Annotated in this window: 17 protein-coding genes and 1 riboswitch; of the genes, 6 read left to right on the forward strand and 11 right to left on the reverse strand. The window is 51.4% G+C overall.

The genetic code is table 11. The features are described from left to right. Positions 1-664 (forward strand): dihydroorotate dehydrogenase (quinone) (gene pyrD / locus ACESNI_RS15850; RefSeq protein ID WP_373088746.1); only part of this gene is annotated, 664 nt, incomplete at its 5' end. Here pyrD and ACESNI_RS15855 read toward each other — a convergent pair. Next, entirely contained in the window at positions 661-1,209 is a 549-nt protein-coding gene (locus tag ACESNI_RS15855) for a cupin domain-containing protein (protein ID WP_373088749.1), read from the reverse strand. The genes pyrD and ACESNI_RS15855 overlap by 4 nt on opposite strands. Before the next feature lie 161 nt (positions 1,210-1,370). Between ACESNI_RS15855 and ACESNI_RS15860 the strand changes: the two genes are divergently transcribed. Beyond that, entirely contained in the window at positions 1,371-2,699 is a 1,329-nt protein-coding gene (locus ACESNI_RS15860) for an aspartate aminotransferase family protein (RefSeq protein WP_373088752.1), read from the forward strand. A 49-nt stretch (positions 2,700-2,748) separates the two neighbouring features. Here ACESNI_RS15860 and ACESNI_RS15865 read toward each other — a convergent pair whose 3' ends face one another. The 4 genes from ACESNI_RS15865 to ACESNI_RS15880 all read right to left on the reverse strand — a co-directional run bounded on the left by ACESNI_RS15865 (position 2,749) and on the right by ACESNI_RS15880 (position 6,737). Then, the gene (locus ACESNI_RS15865; RefSeq protein WP_373088755.1) at positions 2,749-3,684 is read right to left on the reverse strand and encodes an alpha/beta hydrolase; all 936 of its coding nucleotides are present in this window, start codon (positions 3,682-3,684) and stop codon (positions 2,749-2,751) included. 94 nt (positions 3,685-3,778) lie between these two features. Beyond that, a complete protein-coding gene (locus tag ACESNI_RS15870) occupies positions 3,779-4,900 on the reverse strand; it encodes a DUF2336 domain-containing protein (RefSeq protein WP_373088758.1) in 1,122 nt (373 codons plus the stop codon). 78 nt (positions 4,901-4,978) lie between these two features. Further along, positions 4,979-6,313, reverse strand: a complete 1,335-nt coding sequence (locus ACESNI_RS15875; RefSeq protein ID WP_373088761.1) for a deoxyguanosinetriphosphate triphosphohydrolase — start codon at positions 6,311-6,313, stop codon at positions 4,979-4,981. A gap of 79 nt (positions 6,314-6,392) precedes the next feature. Continuing rightward, positions 6,393-6,737 carry a hypothetical protein gene (locus tag ACESNI_RS15880; protein WP_373088764.1) on the reverse strand — a complete coding sequence of 115 codons (345 nt, stop codon included), beginning with the start codon at positions 6,735-6,737 and terminating at the stop codon, positions 6,393-6,395. 165 nt (positions 6,738-6,902) lie between these two features. After that, a riboswitch (FMN riboswitch) is annotated at positions 6,903-7,046 on the forward strand. A gap of 91 nt (positions 7,047-7,137) precedes the next feature. Here ACESNI_RS15880 and ACESNI_RS15885 point away from each other — a divergent pair. After that, complete coding sequence (locus ACESNI_RS15885; RefSeq protein ID WP_373088767.1) at positions 7,138-7,650, forward strand: 6,7-dimethyl-8-ribityllumazine synthase; 513 nt, start codon at positions 7,138-7,140, stop codon at positions 7,648-7,650. Between the two features lie 2 nt (positions 7,651-7,652). Here the strand turns inward: ACESNI_RS15885 and ACESNI_RS15890 are convergent, their stop codons facing one another. The 6 genes from ACESNI_RS15890 to ACESNI_RS15915 form a co-directional block, all read right to left on the reverse strand. Beyond that, positions 7,653-9,194, reverse strand: a complete 1,542-nt coding sequence (locus tag ACESNI_RS15890; protein ID WP_373088769.1) for an AMP-binding protein — start codon at positions 9,192-9,194, stop codon at positions 7,653-7,655. A gap of 39 nt (positions 9,195-9,233) precedes the next feature. Then, complete coding sequence (locus tag ACESNI_RS15895; protein WP_373088771.1) at positions 9,234-10,445, reverse strand: CaiB/BaiF CoA transferase family protein; 1,212 nt, start codon at positions 10,443-10,445, stop codon at positions 9,234-9,236. Between the two features lie 19 nt (positions 10,446-10,464). Beyond that, complete coding sequence (locus ACESNI_RS15900) at positions 10,465-11,631, reverse strand: acyl-CoA dehydrogenase family protein (RefSeq protein ID WP_373088773.1); 1,167 nt, start codon at positions 11,629-11,631, stop codon at positions 10,465-10,467. A 249-nt stretch (positions 11,632-11,880) separates the two neighbouring features. Further along, a complete protein-coding gene (locus ACESNI_RS15905) occupies positions 11,881-13,188 on the reverse strand; it encodes a TRAP transporter large permease (RefSeq protein WP_373088775.1) in 1,308 nt (435 codons plus the stop codon). Continuing rightward, entirely contained in the window at positions 13,188-13,733 is a 546-nt protein-coding gene (locus ACESNI_RS15910) for a TRAP transporter small permease subunit (RefSeq protein WP_373088777.1), read from the reverse strand. Before ACESNI_RS15910 ends, ACESNI_RS15905 begins: the two co-directional genes overlap by 1 nt. 182 nt (positions 13,734-13,915) lie before the next feature. Then, complete coding sequence (locus ACESNI_RS15915; RefSeq protein WP_373088779.1) at positions 13,916-14,959, reverse strand: C4-dicarboxylate TRAP transporter substrate-binding protein; 1,044 nt, start codon at positions 14,957-14,959, stop codon at positions 13,916-13,918. Positions 14,960-15,325: 366 nt separating this feature from the next. On the opposite strand from ACESNI_RS15915, the gene ACESNI_RS15920 reads away from it, so the two are divergent. From ACESNI_RS15920 to ACESNI_RS15930, 3 genes are all read left to right on the forward strand, one after another. Continuing rightward, positions 15,326-16,090, forward strand: coding sequence for a CbiX/SirB N-terminal domain-containing protein (locus ACESNI_RS15920; RefSeq protein ID WP_373088781.1), 765 nt, complete (start codon positions 15,326-15,328; stop codon positions 16,088-16,090). Between the two features lie 128 nt (positions 16,091-16,218). Further along, positions 16,219-16,707, forward strand: a complete 489-nt coding sequence (locus ACESNI_RS15925) for a cold-shock protein (RefSeq protein ID WP_373088783.1) — start codon at positions 16,219-16,221, stop codon at positions 16,705-16,707. A 15-nt stretch (positions 16,708-16,722) separates the two neighbouring features. Further along, positions 16,723-16,860, forward strand: a complete 138-nt coding sequence (locus ACESNI_RS15930) for a DUF3126 family protein (protein ID WP_373088785.1) — start codon at positions 16,723-16,725, stop codon at positions 16,858-16,860. The last annotated feature ends 136 nt before the right edge of the window (positions 16,861-16,996 follow it).

Here is a 16,996-nt window from a genome sequence, read left to right on the forward strand (position 1 = left end):
CAACCTTGGCGCCAACAAGGACAGCGTTGACCGCGTGCAGGATTATGTTCTTGGGATGAAAAGGCTGTCGCCGTTTGCGGATTATGTCACGGTCAATATTTCGTCGCCCAATACGCCGGGATTGCGGGCACTACAGGGAAAAGCAGAACTGGAGGATCTACTCGGGAAATTGATGGAGACGCGCCGGAGCATGACGGCCGCGGGCGGGGATCATTTCCCTGTCCTGCTAAAAATCGCGCCGGATTTAACGGATGACGACAAGTCCGATATCGCCGCCGCGGTTCTGGCTCACGGAATAGATGGCCTCATTATCAGTAACACAACGATATCGCGCCCTGACGAGGTGACAGATCCCCGCAGAGAGGAAATTGGCGGCCTGAGTGGGCAGCCGCTTAAAAATTTGTCGATGTCTGTCCTCTCCGACATGTACCGGGCAACAAAGGGGCGGATTCCGCTAGTGGGTGTCGGTGGCATTCAATCGGCCGACGACGCCTATGCCCGCATCCGGGCGGGCGCCTCACTTTTGCAGTTATACACGGCGATGATATATAAGGGACCCTATATAGCCGCAAAAATCGCCAGCGGATTGGCGCAGAAATTGCGGGATGACAAATTTCGATCGGTTCAGGATGCCGTCGGGGTAGATACACCGCTCGAAAGTTAAAAACTCGGCGGTGTACAGGCGGTGACAACCACCGCCGCCTCATCACCAATGCACCGGAACCGGTGCGGACGATGGCTTTCGAAATAATAGGCGTCTCCCCGCTTAAGAATTCTTTTTTCGGTGCCAACCGTGACCTCCAGTTTTCCGGCAACCAGAACGCCGGCTTCCTCTCCTTGGTGGCTCAGCATGCTGCGCCCCGTATCGGCGCCGGGGGCATATACCTCATGCAGGACCTGCAAGGCCTTGCCAGTCAGGTCCCGCCCGACCTGCCGGTAGGAAATATCGCCTTTCGAGATGTCTGTTAATTCTTCCTGCACAAAAAAGATTTGCCGCTGCGAGGAAAAGTCGCTCGCGAAAAAATCCGACAGGCCGATAGGAAACCCGTCGAGAACCTTTTTGAGCGACCCGACAGCGGGGCTCGTGCGGTTCTGTTCAATCATCGAAATTGTCCCGTTTGTGACGCCCGCCCGCTTCGCGAGTTCCCGTTGGGACAATCCATGTTGCTCCCTTAAACTGCGCAACCGGGCGCCAAGGTCAAATTCCACTTTATCGGCCTCCTAGATGATTCGGAATAGTGTTTAATATTCTAAACATGGAAATCACCGATGTAACCCAAAAAGTCAGGAAAACAGGGAGATCATTTTTGCCTTGTGTAAATTGCTGTTCTGGATATCGTCAAACTAACTGATCACAGGAGAACCTATGTATGTCTGATTTCGCCGCTTCGTCGCCCAATAACCTCGATGCTTTCTGGATGCCATTTACGGCCAATCGCCAATTCAAGGCCAATCCCCGGATGCTGGTCGGGGCGAAGGGCATGTACTACACGACGGCTGAGGGACAGCAGATCATCGATGGGACGGCGGGCCTGTGGTGCTGTAATGCCGGACATTCAGAGCCGCGCATTGTCGAGGCCGTCAGCCGGCAAATTGCCGAAATGGATTATGTGCCGACATTTCAGCTAGGCCACCCAAAAATATTCGAACTGGCCGCTCGTGTCACCGGAATGTTTCCAACTGGGCTAGATCATATGTTCTTTACCAATTCAGGGTCGGAATCAGTGGATACCGCGCTGAAAATAGCGCTCGCCTATCATCGCGCCCGGGGCGAGGGGACGCGGACGCGGCTGATCGGCCGGGAACGCGGATATCATGGCACAGGGTTTGGCGGTATTTCCGTTGGCGGAATTGTTGCCAACCGGCGCACGTTCGGCACTATGCTGACCGGTGTTGATCATATGCCGCATACCCATCTGCCCGAGAAAAATGCCTTCAGCCGCGGCATCCCCGAATTCGGGGCGGAATTGGCAGATGATCTTGAACGGATCGTTGCATTGCATGACGCTTCGACCATCGCGGCGGTTATCGTCGAGCCGGTCGCTGGATCGACAGGCGTTATTCTACCACCAAAGGGATATCTCGAAAGGCTGAGGGCGATCTGTGACAAGCATGGAATTCTTCTGATTTATGATGAAGTGATTACCGGGTTTGGACGCCTTGGCACCGCATTCGCGACCGATTATTTCGGGGTCAAACCTGACCTTGTCACGCTGGCCAAGGGTCTGACCAGTGGCACTATTCCCATGGGCGGGGTCGTTTGCACCAAGGAAATCTATAATGCCTTTATGGACGGGCCGGAAAACATGATCGAGCTGTTCCACGGCTATACCTACTCCGGTCATCCGGTGGCGGCAGCGGCAGCGCTTGCAACCCTTGACTGCTATAAGGAGGAGGATCTGTTCAAGCGCGCCAACGATATTTCCGGCTATTGGGAAGACGGGCTGCATTCGCTGAGAGACGCGCCGCATGTCACGGACTTGCGTAATCTCGGCCTGATCGGCGCCATCGAGCTTGAAAGCCGTCCCGGAAAACCGACCGCCCGTGCCTTTGACGCGTTTCTCAAATGCTATGAAAAGGGTGTCCTGATACGGACGACAGGAGACATTATTGCGTTATCCCCGCCGCTCATTGTCGAAAAAGGCCATATCGATCAGATTTTTGACACCATCAGAACGGTCCTGAACGAAATAGACTGATGGAAACCGTCGCATAGCTTTATATCAGCGATAGCGGCCCCCAATGCGATCAGGAAAAGGCCTTTCGTAATGCGGCGACACCTTCGTCAATGCAGTTGCTGGCCTGATCGATCACGCCGCCAAGGTTGATGAAGCCATGGAGCATGCCGGCGTAATGCGTAAGATGTGCATTACTGCCTTCTTTTTTCATGCGTTCCGCATAGGCTTTTCCTTCATCCTGAAGTGGATCAAACCCAGCGGTCTGAACCAAGGCAGGCGGCAAGCCCGCCAGGCTGACCGCCAGTAATGGGGAGGCCCGCCAGTCCATTTTGTCATCTGGATTTTGCAAGTAATGTTTGCGGAAATAGGTCATCAGGGATCGGGTCAGGAAATACCCGTCGGCAAAGGTCTCGTGGGAACGGCTGTTCATCCGCATGTCGGTCCCCGGATAAATAAGCCACTGGAATTTCGGCATATAGGTTTTTTCTTCCCGCGCCACAAGGCAGACAACGGCAGAAAGGTTCCCGCCGGCACTATCCCCGCCAACTGCAATTCTTGAGGCATCCCCGTCATAGTCGGCGATATGATCGACACACCAGTTAAGCGCGGCGTAAGCATCGTTCACTGCCGCCGGAAACGGGTGTTCCGGTCCCATACGGTAATCGACGGAGACAACGACGAAGGGCCCCGAGTTAGCGATTTTCCGGCAAAGCGAATCGTGCGTATTCGGACTTCCAACAACCCAGCCACCGCCATGGTAATAGACAAGAACCGGGAGAGGAGCCTCCATTCCAAGCGGATGGTATATGCGCACCGGAATGTCTCCCAGCGGGCCTGGAATTTTGAGGTCGATAGACTTTCCGATATCAATACCTTTGAAAGACAAGGCGATCGCTCGCTCTTCATAGGCCGCCTTGGCGTCCTCGGCGCTCAACTCATCAAGGGTTGGCAGGCCTTTTTCCTTGGCAATATCAAGGACCCATTTAGCTTGTGGATCTAGTGTCATTCTTGATCTCCATTTTATTTTTAAAACGCTTTAGTTGAAAGACACGCGCACCGGCGCTGCCCAGGTGGAGAATTTTACAAGAATAGTTTAAAGCTCAGTGCAGGCGGTTGGGAAGCAGTTTTTCCATCAGTACCTCTAAACTCACCCCATCTTCCCAGCCGTATATTTCCGCAATACGATCAATAAGCCGCTGCTGAAAGTTCTCCTTGTCAGCACGCGGATGATAATGAGCGGCTTTGCGCTGCTCCTCCATGACCGTCCGGAAGACTATATAAAGGTTTGGGGGAAGCTGCGCCCGCTCGTAAAGGCGTTGGAACCCCATGTAACCCCGCCCTGAGGTCAGCGAGACAACGCGTTTTTTTGATATACCGGAAGCCTGTCCAAGCGCGGCCGCAAAAAAGGAGCTATTCCCGGAAATCAGGGTACGCAACATCAATGTCGCCGTCAGGCGGCCCTCCCGTTGCAGCGAGAGGGAGGCCTTATATTGTTCATGATCGGTCATCCGGCGATTCAAGGTTTTTGCCAAGGATTTTTCCCGAGCATTCAAGATCATGCGTGTCGAGGTCGGCTCGGACAGCCGCTTTTCTTCTAGCAGAAACTGTTTGAATTCCTGGGATACAAAATCGCAGAGATGGATAATGATATCCTGTGGAAGAAAGGGCCGGTGGATAATCAGTTCCTGAATCGGGTCAACATCCCCGAATCGAACAAGAATATGGCTATAACCACTTTTTCCGATAATCGATGTTGGATTTTTCAGGCAAGCCCTGATTGCCGGATAACATCCGTTTTCCGCGATCCAACCTGTTGTTTTGAGACCGAGATGGGCTCGTCCAGCAATGGCTGTCTGTTTGCTGTCGCTGGCCGTTTCAAGCAGGTCTCGCAGATCCTCATCCGTGAACAAAGGGGAGCAGGAGACAATAGGCAAGGAAACTTCATCGATATCCCGGGCAAGTTTCATTGCAATATTCCGGGGCAGAAATTCATATTCCCTGACCGCAACTGAGATCGCCTCGCGCACATTCGTTTCGATATCAGTAATGAGATATTCAATAATTGCCGTAGTCAGGGCCAGGTCTTCATCCTGCAAAGATTGCGCGGCAAGTTTATCGGCAACTGTTTGCGCCGTTTTTGTTCGCGTTTCAACGGACATGTCGGCGAACATACCTGCAATGCGATCTTCATAACGCGATGTATCGAGTAAGGTTGCTGTCATTGGCCTAAACTGCGAAAAGCTAAATCTTAGGCCAGTCAAGTTAAAATGTAGTTACAATCGATGGTAAAAATCGAGCGATTAAATAATGCCTTTAATTTCCCGAAACTGCCTGAGGGCGAAGGAATCAGTCATGCCGGCAACAAAATCGGTAATTTCCAAAAGCCAGTCGTACCGGGAGCGGGTGGGGGCGTTTCCGGCCGGAAAGAGTGTCATCAGCACAGTTGACCGGGGGTTCATCATTTCACCGGAATTCTGGAAATTTTCCCAGTCGAGATTGGCGGCGTAAAACGCATCCAGAAGGGTTGTGAGTATTTCAGCGCCGCTCAGTTCAGCCTGGACCCGTTCGCGGTGGTGGTAAATTTCTCTTTGGCACAGCTCGCCAATCTCGATAAAAAGGCCTGCGCGCCTTGATCTGTGCAAAAGATCCCCTTCAAATTTTCCAGCGAGTATTTCTGATTCGCAATCCTTGAAAATATCCGATACCTCCCCGATAAGTCGGCCAATGCATTTGGCACGAAGATAGGATATCCGTTCCGAATTTTCAGTAACTTCCGAATAGCGCTTGGGCGGCGCCCCCAGAATCCGAAGCATGATATCTTCGGTTTCGGCATAGTTCAGCCGTCCAAGCTTATAGCCATCTTCGATATCGACTATGGAGTAGCAGATATCGTCGGCGGCTTCGACAAGATAGGCAAGGGGATGGCGGCACCAGTAATCGTTATCGCCGCGCTGGCTTAAGCCAAGTTCCGCGGCGATTTCCCGAAACGTATCGCGCTCGGACTGCATAACGCCGAATTTTTTGCTTCCGCTGTCGCCTGAAATGAGGTTCTTGACTACAGACGTTCGCGGATATTTCATAAACGTGCCCAAAGTAGCATAGGTCAGGCGCAAGCCTCCCGCATTCCGCCAGTTCTGGAGTTTGGTGAGCGTCCGAAATCCCTGGGCATTCCCTTCAAACATTTCAAAATCACAGGTTTCCGAGGCGCTAAGACCCTTTTTTCGTTCTGCCGCTGCCGTTCCTTTTTGAAACCAATGGCGGATAATCTCTTCGCCGAAATGGCCGAATGGCGGATTGCCGATGTCATGAGCCATACAGGCGGCGGAAACGATATGGCCAAAATCGGCGGGACTATACTCGCTCCCCTTGAGATGGCGGTCGATTACAACCTGCCCCGCGTTGGCACCGAGGGAGCGGCCGACGGACGCCACTTCCAATGAATGAGTGAGGCGGGTGCGGACATAGTCACTTTCCGCAAGGGTGTGGACTTGTGTTTTATCCTGCAGGCGCCGGAAGGCGGATGAGAAGACAATCCGATCCTGATCCTTGTGAAAGGGACTGCGGGAGGCTATGACGGGATCATTGTGGTTCTGCCCGAACCGCTTGGTTGACAGAAGTTTATGCCAGTTCATCATCGGTGAGCTACTCTATGCCAAAATATTATCGCATGTTATCAGATAATCGTAAGGTTTGCTTGCGGTGCTGGCCAGTCCTTTATCCCCATCCGGGATAAGTGACAATCAACTCCGCCAGTAATTCCCGGTTATTGCGGTCCATCGACTGGACTGTTTTTGCGAGGGAGCCGAGACTTTCATTGAATATACTATCCGCAACCCGGTCATTCCACAGACTTACAAGCACCGTCAACATGCGTCGTTGAGCATGAGAAAGTTTTAATCCGCCAGCCGATTTGAAATCCCTTTCGATGGTCTCAATATCGGGCTGGAGATCGTAATGGCTGTTAATTTCAGCAACTGCGTCCATGCCTGTGAAATATTGCTCTAACTGATTGTAGGTAATAACTTCTTTTACCAGGATCGCAAAATTTCGCTCGGGCACGGCAGTTCCTTAACACAGGGCATGGGATATATCACTTGACTACCCCCTAACTATCCTTCTTGTTCACGGAAGGGAAGGCGCGAAGCTAGATTTTAACATGGTTCATCTTGCAAACCGTGAAAACATCCCTAAAATAAAAAGTGATATTTCCTCGTTATGTTGAGGAAATGTTCTCAGGGCGGGGTGAAAGTCCCTACCGGCGGTAAGAACAGAAATTGTTCAAGCCCGCGAGCGCCCGCTTCGGCGGGGTCAGCAGATTCGGTGAAATTCCGAAGCCGACGGTCATAGTCCGGATGGAAGAGAACAGGAAAAAGGGGAAAGAAGGAAGGCGTATGCCTTTCCGGCCCTTGATCCGATCTGCCTTGGGTTTTTGTCAACTTGAAGAAACAAGGCCCAAAAAATGAAAAATAAAAACACCAAAAATGACAATCAAACCCCGGAAATCCGTAAATCCTTTAAAAAGATAGCTATTATTCAGGCCAACTGGCATGCGGGCATCGTGCATCAGGCGAGCCAGTCGTTCATTCGTGAGCTTGGTACCTACGGCTATGATGAGGATATGGTCGACATTCATGATGTACCGGGAAGTTTGGAAATTCCGCTGATGGCGAAAAAGCTCTCCCAGACCGGGCAGTATGACCTGATTATGGCAGCGGGTCTGATTGTGGACGGCGGTATTTATCGCCATGATTTTGTGGCGAAAACCGTTCTTGATGGCATGATGCAGGTGCAGTTGGAAACCGGTGTGCCGATATTGTCGGTCGTCCTCACACCGCATCACTTCCAGGAGACAGACGCCCATATAACCTTTTTCTCGGAACATTTTGTCATTAAGGGACAGGAGGCGGCCAAGGCCTGCCACATGACACTTAAGACCATGCATAATCTGGGTGGGCTGAGGCTCGCCTCATAAACTCAGATAATACGGCTTTTCTTGTCCGGCCAGTAGCGGTCTTTCAATAGCCGCTTGTACAATTTACCCGTTGGATGGCGTGGGAGTTCGGCGTCAAAGTCGATTGATCTCGGGCATTTGACATGGCTTAGATTTGCCCGGCAGAAATCGAGCAAGTCTGCCACAAGACCAGTGTCTGCGGACGCCATGTCAATAGGTTGAATGACCGCTTTTACTTCTTCGCCGAATTCCTCGTTGGGGACACCGAAAACCGCGGCATCATACACCGCGGGATGGGTGAGAAGAAGGTCCTCGATCTCCTGCGGGTAGATATTTACGCCGCCGGAAATAATCATGTAGCTTTGCCGGTCGGTGAGGTACAAAAAGCCGTCCTCGTCGAGATAACCGACATCTCCGAGGGTGCTCCAGCCTTTTTCATTGCGGCTTTGTGCTGTGCGGACCGGGTCATTATGGTAGGTAAAATCGGGGCCGTCCGAAAAATAGATGTTCCCGATTTCACGCGCGGGGAGTTCATTTCCGTCTTCATCTAGAATATGGGCCACACCTTTAAGGGCGCGGCCTACGGTTCCCGGGTGGGCCAGCCATTCTTTCGAGGAGACAGCGCAATATCCGTTCCCCTCCGTTCCTGCGTAATATTCGTATATGATAGGTCCCCACCAGTCTATCATCTGGTATTTAATCTTTTCAGGGCAGGGGGCGGCGGCATGTATCGCCATCTCCAGCGAGCTGAGGTCATACCCCAAGCGTACATCATCGGGAAGTTTCAGCATGCGCACAAACATTGTCGGTACGAGCTGAGTATGGGTAATCCTGTATTTCTTTATCAGTTGAAGATAGGTCTGTGCATCAAAATTTTCCATGATCACGGAAGTCGCGCCGAGGCGCAGGATACGCATGTTGTAGCGGAGGGGAGCCGCATGATAAAGCGGCGCCGGCGATAGGTAAATTGTATCGGCCGAAAAGCGGTATATGCTTTGAAGGGTTCCGTAAAGATAGTCCACTGATCCGATTGCGCAACCGATTTCCGCCGGTTTAATCCCTTTGGGCCGTCCAGTTGTCCCGGACGAATAGAGCATGTCAGACCCTTCGCATTCATCCGGAAGAGGGGAAATGTCATGTTGGGATATAGCATCGCTATAGGACTCGTATCCCGGAACGACACCATCAACCATCAATCGTTGTTCGACGGCGGGTATTTTATCGCGCAGCTCCTCAGCCAGTTTGCTTTTGGCATGCGAGGTTATAAAAACGCGGGCACAACAATCGTTAACGATATAGGCAGCCTCATCCGCCGTCAGGCGCGAGCTTATGGCGGTATAATATAGGCCCGCTCGTTGCGCGGCCCAGCAGATTTCTAAAAACCGGGCACTATTTTCCATCAGGAAAGCTATATGATCCCCGATCTCAAGTCCGAGAGAGCGGAAATACTGCGCACCTTGATTGGACCGTTCATCGAGTTGTCGGTAGGTTACAATCTCTCCACTGCCGGCCATAATCAGGGCAGGCTTGTCAGGTGTTGATTTGGCAAATTCACGGATATGCATGACGGGCTCGCTCGGTAATTTTTCTTACGCTATCAGGTGTCAGGTGGATCGGCTGTGCAAGACGCCAGCCGATGTCATTTTTTCAATTTCAGCATCGGTATATCCGATTTCAGCAAGGACTTCGGCATTATGCTCTCCCAAATTGGGCGCATGGCGCCGGACGGCGCCCGGACTGGCTGAAAATTCAGTCGGTATGCCGGGATAGGTCAGGCTTCCTTCCGTCGGGTGCTCCATTGACTTCCAAAATCCAATGGCTTCAAGATGGGCGTCGTGAAGCAGGTCTTCGGGGCTGTTGATCGGGACCGCCGGGATGTTTGCCGCGTCGAGATCCGCAAGCCATTCCGCCGATGTGCGTGTCGCAATGATATCGCCAAGGATTTCATAAACCTCGTCGATATTGTCAAGCCGCGCATCAATTGTCGTGAAGCGCGGATCTGCCATCAGTTCCGGGCGGCCCGCCATAGTAAAAAAAGCGCGCCATTGCTTGTCGACATAGGGGAGGACGCCGATCATGCCGTCTTTTGTCTTGTAGGGGTGACGGTTGCGGGAAATTGCCCGGGGATACCCGGCTTTTCCCAAAGGCGGGTTAAAGTTTTCGCCGTATAAATGCTCAAGCATATGAAACTGGACCATTGTTTCAAACATAGGGACTTTTATTTCCTGTCCCTCACCCGTTCTCTCGCGGTGAAACAGGGCCATCGAAATTGAGTAAACGGCAGTAAGTCCCGTTGTCTTGTCGGCAATCACCGTCGGTAGATATCCCGGGCGCCCCATCAAAGACGACTGGGTTGAGGCGATACCGCTGACCCCTTGTATCATGTCATCATAGGCGGGCTTGTTCGCATAGGGACCGTCCTGTCCGAAGCCGTAAGCACCACAATAAATGATCTTCGGATTGACGGCACGCACATCCTCATAGGTGAGCGCCAGCCGTTTTATGGCTGAGGGCCTCATATTATGAATAAAAACATCGCTCGTTTCGAGCAGTTTCAGGAAAGCTGCATGGCCGTCCTTTGTTTTGAGATCAATGCACAGACCGCGCTTGTTGCGGTTAGCGTTGAGATATATGGCCGCCATGCCGGGAGATCGCCGTGGACCCAGTTCGCGGGTCGTATCCCCTTCCGGGCCCTCCACTTTTATGACGTCTGCCCCCATATCGCCAAGAATCTGTGTGGCAAACGGACCGAGCAGAACAGAGGTCAGGTCGGCAACACGTATCCCGGAAAGAGGACCGCTGCTTGGCATACTCATTAAGCTTCTCTTTTCTTATTTAATAGGATTTCGGCATGCCTAGCGCTTTCTCGGCGATATAGCACAGAACAAGTTGCGGGCTGACCGGGGCAATCCGGCAGATCATTACTTCGCGCATAAGTCGTTCGACGACAAATTCCTTGGCATATCCCATGCCGCCATGGGTCATGACGGCCTGAGTGCACGCCTTGAAGCCGGCTTCCGCGCCGAGATACTTCGTGGCATTTGCATAGACCCCGGCCTCAAGTCCAGCATCGTAATTCGATGCCGCTTTCATGGCCATGAGGAAGGCCGCCTCAAGCTCCATCCAGTTTTCGGCGAGCGGATGCTGGATGGCCTGGTTCTTGCCGATGGGACGGCCAAAAACCTCTCTCTCACGGGCGTATTTAGCCGCTCTGCCAAGCGCATTCATGCCAATACCGATTGCCTCGATGCCAACCAGTACGCGCTCCGGGTTGAGACTGTGGAGCAGGTAATGAAATCCCTTTCCCTCTTCCCCAATCAGGTCCTCTTGCGGCACAGGTAGGTTGTCGATGAAGACTTCGTTAGAATCCACCGCTTTACGGCCCATTTTCTCAATGATACGGACATCGACATATTCGCGGTTTAGGTCGGTATAGAAAAGCGAAAGGCCGTCAGTCGCCTTTTTGCATTTATCTTTCGGTGTTGTCCGCGCGAGCAACATTATCTTGTCGGCTTCTTGTCCCGTTGTCGTCCAGATCTTTCGTCCGTTGACGAGATAGCCCGTTGCGGTTTTTTCCGCCCGGGTCTCGAGCGCTGTGGTGTTAAGGCCGGCATTCGGCTCGGTGACGCCGAAGCAGGATTTCACCTCGCCCTTTATCAAGGGGGGAAGCCAGCGGTTTTTTTGCTCGTCATTGCCAAAGACGACAATGGGGTGGGGTCCGAAGATATTAATGTGAATCGCCGATGCCGCGGACATGGCGCCAGATGATTTTGCAACTTCGAACATCATCAAGGCGGCCTCTGTAACACCGAGACCGGCACCGCCATATTCCTCTGGCATGGTAATGCCAAGCCAGCCGGCATCTGCCATGGCTTTGTGAAAATCGAAGGGAAAGTCGCCTGTGCGATCCTTTTCAAGCCAGTATTGGTCGTCGAAGCGTTTACAGAGCCCCGCAACATTCTCCTTAATGGCTTCCTGCTCTTCCGTCAGTGTGAAATCCATTTCTCCGGCATCCTTTTTCTTTATTTTCTTTGTCTCAGTGACGTCACCTACCTGGGAAAGATGAAATATCACCGGTTATTGAGTTTGGTGAGGTCCTCTGTCTGTCCCCAGCGTTGGATTGCAGACTTCGCTCGCCGCAATCTGACCAGCAGTCTAATGCAACCGGCACCAATTGTCAGCGAGCAATAGTGCCCCTTATCTATCCTTTGTTACTTCTTCTTTTCGGGAGGATGATTTATGTCGTCACGGTTAGTTTAGCATTGTTTGCGGCAACCATGTAATCAGCCACGGGAAGGCAATAAACAGTCCGATTGTGATGACGTCGGCGACAAAAAACGGACCAATTCCTCGGAAGACATCCGATAGCGGTATGTCCGGTCTCACACCATTGACCACATAGCAGTTCAAACCAATGGGGGGGGTAATCAAGCATATTTCTGCCATTTTCACCACGATAATCCCGAACCATATCGGATCATACCCAAGTCCCATCACCGCAGGATACACAACAGGAAGTGTCAGTAAAAGCATGCCGATCGCATCCATGAACATGCCCAGGACAGCATACCCGCAAAGAATCAGAACAATGATCATTGTCGGTGGAAAGGGAAGGGAGAGGATCCATTCAGCAAATGCTTCCGGCAAACCGGAGAATCCAAGAAAACGAACAAAGACCAGTACTCCCCAGATGATGGAAAAAATCATCACTGACAATTTAGCCGTCTCAAACAAGGCGTCTTTCAGCGCTTTCGTCCGCATGCCATGGAAAAAGGCAAGAATGAGAACCACAAAAGCACCCAACGCTCCGGCTTCTGTCGGAGTTGCCCAACCCCCATAGATAGCGCTGAAAATGATGGCGATCACGGCAATAATGGGGAGGGTGCCGGGCAGCGATTGCATCTTCTGCTTCATCGTGAACCCGCCAACGGGGGGCCCGAGTTTTGGGTTTGCCGCGGCTCTTCCCATAATAATAAGCGCGTAGACCAGGGCTGAGACAATTCCGGGGACAAAGCCAGCGAGAAGCAAAGCGCCGACAGACTGTTCTACGATGATCGCATAAATAACGAGGATCGCACTTGGCGGAATAAGGGAAGCAAGAGTTCCAGCTGCAGCAACGACCCCCGCTGCCAAACGCTTGTCATAACCATTATCGAGCATTTCCGGGATGGCTACGCGGCTAAAAACGGCCGCTGTCGCCGTACTGGCGCCGGAAACAGCAGCAAACCCCGCGGCGGAAAAGACTGTCGCAACAGCCAGACCGCCTGGAACCCAACCGATCCATCGCTTCGCCGCCTCAAAGGCGGATGTCGTGATCCCGGCATGAAACGCCAGAAAACCGATTAAAATGAACATCGGCAGCACACTCAATGAATAGAGAGTTGCTTTGGAATGGGGTATTGTTCCGACGATTCCAGTCCCAGCATCCCACCCAATGATGGAAACGATGCCGAGCATGCCGACGACTGTGGCGGCGATGTAGACGCGCACCCCAAAAAACACCATAACGACCAAAAAGCCCATACCGATAATACCGGAGAGAAGAGGATCCAGACCCATTATTTTTTCCCCGTTTTACGGTAGGTTTCATCAAATTTTGCTTGTTTGGCAGCCTCTTCACCGAGCGCATCCTCAATTTCATGACGCGCGAGTGCGGTTACATCTTCAATCACCGGAACTGCAATTATCTCTGCGTTTGGATTGACGAAAAGGCGCGTAAATCCGATCAACTGAAGGGCAAATCGGATCCAGAGGATAGAAAATGCCAAGGGCACCACCAGTTTTGCCGGCCATATGGGAATCCCGATATCAATTGTTGAATCGCCCAATTGATAGGCTCTAAGAAAGTGCAGCCAGCTGGTCTCGATTAATACGGTTATGGCAAAAAGACCTACCAACGTTGCTATCGCTTCAAAAAAATACAGCGGACGGGCGCTGAATTTTGCCATAAACAGATCCATGCGGACATGCCCGCCAAGGCGCTGACAGTAGGCGATACCGAAGAAGGCAAAAATCACCATGCTTTGTTCGATGAAGTCGATATATCCGGGAATAGGTATATTAAGTAATTTCCGGCTCAGAACCTGGGTAACGCCGAGAAGCATTACAAAGAATATCGCCAGCGCTGAAATACCATTCAGAAAATCTTCAATTTTGGAAAATCCGCGGTCAAAAGTCGCGAATGCTGACCCGGAGGTCGAACCGTTCGGGAGCGTTTTTGCTGTCATGATGTCATACTTTGCTGAGTAAAGAGGGCCTGGAATCCCAGGCCCTCATATGGGTTTACTTACTTGGACGCTTGCTTGGACGTCGTCATGATCAACTCGAATAAATGATCACCAGGATATCCATCGCTATCCATTTTTGCGATCCATTCATCCCAAACTGGCTTCGCACCAACCGCGTGGAATTTTGCAAGTTCCTCATCTGTGTAGGTAATTGGCTGCATGCCCTTTTCCTTCATAATCGGAAAATTTTTCGCGTCTGCAGCTTCATAGGCGTTGTACAGGGCTTCGTAGGCAGGCGTTTTAGCCTCCTGAAGAAGCTTCTGATATTCCGGAGGAAGTTTGTTATACGCTGGAATATTTACAACGACCGGGCAGTTGTTCGCACCCGGTGACATATTTGCCGTATACCATTTTCCGATATCCGTTAACCGATAGGCAACATGGGCATATGTGAACGGAAAGGATGCGGCCTCAATTGTGCCGCGCTCCAACGAAGTATAGACTTCTGGTGCTGGCACTGTTGTTGGAACTGCGCCAATTTTTCGCATAGCTTCACCGATGCCACCAAGAGCTCGGACGCGCATACCTTTCCAGTCTTCTAAAGTAAGCGGCGGATCACCAACGCCTGTGAATTCATATTGTGGCAGCAGCGAACTCATCAGAGGCATCGCGTCCCAACGGGCAAGATCCTTAATAACTGCCGGATCATGATAAAAGGCTTCATGCACGGCTGTTTGTACCTTCAGGTTGGGGAACGGAAGGAAGGGAAGGTCCAATCCTGACATTGTCGGGGTTTTAGCCGGGTGATAGGCGGTGCAAAGCATCGCCATCTGAAATGCCCCGAGCTTAATGCCATCGAGGTTTTCTTTGGCTTTGGATAAGGCTTCACCATAGTGAATTTTAATCTGGAATTTGCCGCCGGTCTTTTCGGCCACATAATCCCGAATGGCTTCAACGCTTGAGGTAAAAGCTCTTTGCTTACCCCATGTCGACACGTTCCAGTTAACTTCTGGTCCATCCACCGTCTCGGCGGAATACGCACTAAACGCAATGCCTGCTACTGCAGTAAACGCGGCAATAGACAAGATTGTTTTCTTAATCATTGGTATATTTCCTCCCAAAGGAACTGGCTAGTTTTATACAACGGCTATTTCTTGCCATCTTAATTTGCTCACTATCACATATTTAGCAGCATTTGGGCTAGAAATTTCTACATAAGGGACGCTGATCGCAGGAAATAAATAAGCTAATCGGGAGGTTTCTCAGCTTTTGAGGCGGAAATTCCCAATGCAATAGGGTGATCTGCAGCCGAAAAATACCCCATAGAAGGGCATAATATAAATATTCAACCCTAAATTTGAGAACATTACGGACGAGAATTGCCGTTACGTTGGATTTAAGCTGTTGAAATCGACCCTTGGATATTTCATAACCTGAACAGTCTGGATAAATCGAAATTTAGAGACAGAATGAAAACCTCCCGTCCGTCTGTCATTATTGTTGCCCATGGGTCTACTGTTTCAGCAGAGGCGCATGAGGCGGCGACACAGCACGCCGTGACGTTGCGGCAGAGCCATCGATATGGAGTTGTGCAGACTTGCTTTCTTGCGGCTTCGGATCAGCCACGGCTATTGCCCCAAGGCGAGATATTCTTGCTGCCATTTTTTATGAGTAACGGATATTTTGTCACAATTCGCATTCCTGAGCTATTTGGCCTTGAGAAAGGGATGCGATTCGAACCGGATCGAAAAATTTATCAATGCGATGCATTGGGGGTGGACCCGGAATTGGCCAAATTAATTGTTACCATGGTCCGTGAAATTTGTGAGGAGAAATTTTACGCGCCGTCCGCTGTTCATGTTGTTCTCGTGGCTCACGGGTCGTCGAAATCCAATGCCTCCTTTGAGGCGACTAGGCTGCAACAGGCAGCTTTGGAGGCAACCGGCAGTTTTGGCTGCGTATCCTCAGTCTTCCTAAATCAAGTGCCATCTCTTGAGGAATGGCTGAACCAGCGAGTGCAAGACGACATACCGCTTATTCTCGTCGGGCTCTTTGCGGCTGAGGGGCCGCATGCGACGGAAGATGTCCCCGCCGCAATCGAAAAGCGGCGACGAGAGGGCGGACCCCGAGACAAAATCCATTATGCTGGCGCGGTTGGTACCCGTCCAGAGATCGTTAAATTGATTCAGCATAGCATTTCAAGATGCGCCGCCACGGTTGCGACTGAAAATTAATCGTGCTTTTTAGAGGCATTATCGACGGCAGACAGGCAAATAATCCGAAAAAACACGGAAAGGTTTGAGCTTTGCTCCTATATTCGGTATTGCAGGGTATATTTTTTTGACTATGAGGTCCTCCACGGATGAATGATCGTAAGCCTTCAAAAGCTGTCCGCAAGAAAATTGCGGCAACTGTTAAATTTTTTGATGAAGCCAAGGGCTTTGGTTTTGTGTCTCCCGATGACGGGTCACCGGACGCATTCGTCCATATTTCCGTGTTGCAGGATACATCATATCAGGAATTGACAGAAGGGATGCGGATTGTCTGCGATCTCGCAGATGGCGACCGGGGCCAGCAGGTCGTCGCTATTCACGAACCGGAAGAAGACGAGGAAGCCGCAAGCCCCTCGACGGCGAACTTTGAAGTTGAAGGAACCGTTACGACCTATGTCCCTGAGCATAAATACGGGTTTGTCACACCGGAGGGGGGAGGCGAAGACGTGTTCATTCATACCAGCATGCTGGAACGCTCGAATATTGATCTGGAGGATTTCGGAATAGATACGAAAGTGAAATGTGTCGTTCGGTCGGGCCTTAAAGGACCGATAGCAGACACTCTTGAAGTTCTATAGAATAGCGGGGCAAGCATGACACGATCAGAGACGTTAAGGGTGCAGCGGTATTTGCGCGAGAAGTTCGAGAATGAAGATTTTGTTGTGAAAGAACGACGCCCTTCTGATGGAACAGCGGAGGTCTTGCTGGGCGATGAATTTATTGGTGTCTGAACCGCCCCGGGATTGCCGGAGGCTCCCACTCTTGAGTAGAAGGAGCCATTATGAACAAGACAACGAACAAATTTGCACCCGAGGTTCGCGCACGAGCGATCCGTATGGTGCTGGATCACCAGGGGGATTATCCATC

Source organism: Sneathiella sp. (assembly GCF_041689005.1).
Taxonomy (GTDB): domain Bacteria; phylum Pseudomonadota; class Alphaproteobacteria; order Sneathiellales; family Sneathiellaceae; genus Sneathiella.